This window comes from Rhodoplanes sp. SY1 (assembly GCF_046000175.1).
In the GTDB taxonomy this organism is placed as follows: Bacteria; Pseudomonadota; Alphaproteobacteria; order Rhizobiales; family Xanthobacteraceae; genus Rhodoplanes.
In genome coordinates this window covers 1-574 of record NZ_JBEOMB010000397.1, presented here as the reverse complement: position 1 = coordinate 574, position 574 = coordinate 1, and the positions used below count along the sequence as shown (strand labels likewise).

The following is a 574-nucleotide window of genomic DNA, read 5'->3' as shown; positions in this document are numbered from 1 at the left end:
GCGGTGATCGATTGGCCGGAGAGCAGCAACGCCTCGGCGGCGCCGCGCGGCATCCGTTCGGGGAGGATGCAGCTCGCCGGCGGCGCGAACACGCCGAGCTGAATCTCCGGCTGCCCGAACTTCGCGTCGGGAGCCGCGAAGATCAGCGTCCCGGCGATCGCCACCTCCATGCCGCCGCCCAGGCACTGGCCGCGCACCGCGACCAGCACCGGCACGGGCGCCGCGACGAGGCGCAGCACCATCGCCTGGAAGCCCTTCAGCATCGCCTCGAACTGGCCCGGCATGTGCTCCTGCACGCTCGCGCCGAAGCTGAAATGCGGGCCCTCGTGGTCGATCAGCACGGCGATCAGCCGCGGGTCGTCGAGATGCTCGACGAGCGCCGCGTCGAGCGCCGCGATCATCGCGGCGTCGACGATGTTGGCCTTCGGCCGCGCGAGCCGCAGGCGCAGAAGCGCGCCGTCTCGGTCGCGCCAGACCTTGAGCGGCTGCTCCGTCATCGCGCCGCCCTCGCGGCCGGCAGCAGGCTCTCGGTCAGCTCCTCGGTCCACGGCGTGCCGGCGGCGAGCGCCCGGCG

At 73.5% G+C, this 574-nt stretch carries 1 protein-coding gene; it reads right to left on the bottom strand.

Annotation, left to right across the window (positions count from 1 at the left end):
- The coding region (locus tag ABTU92_RS29910; protein WP_408095172.1) for an enoyl-CoA hydratase-related protein at positions 1-497 on the bottom strand (497 nt) is incomplete at its 3' end.
- Between the last annotated feature and the right edge of the window lie 77 nt (positions 498-574).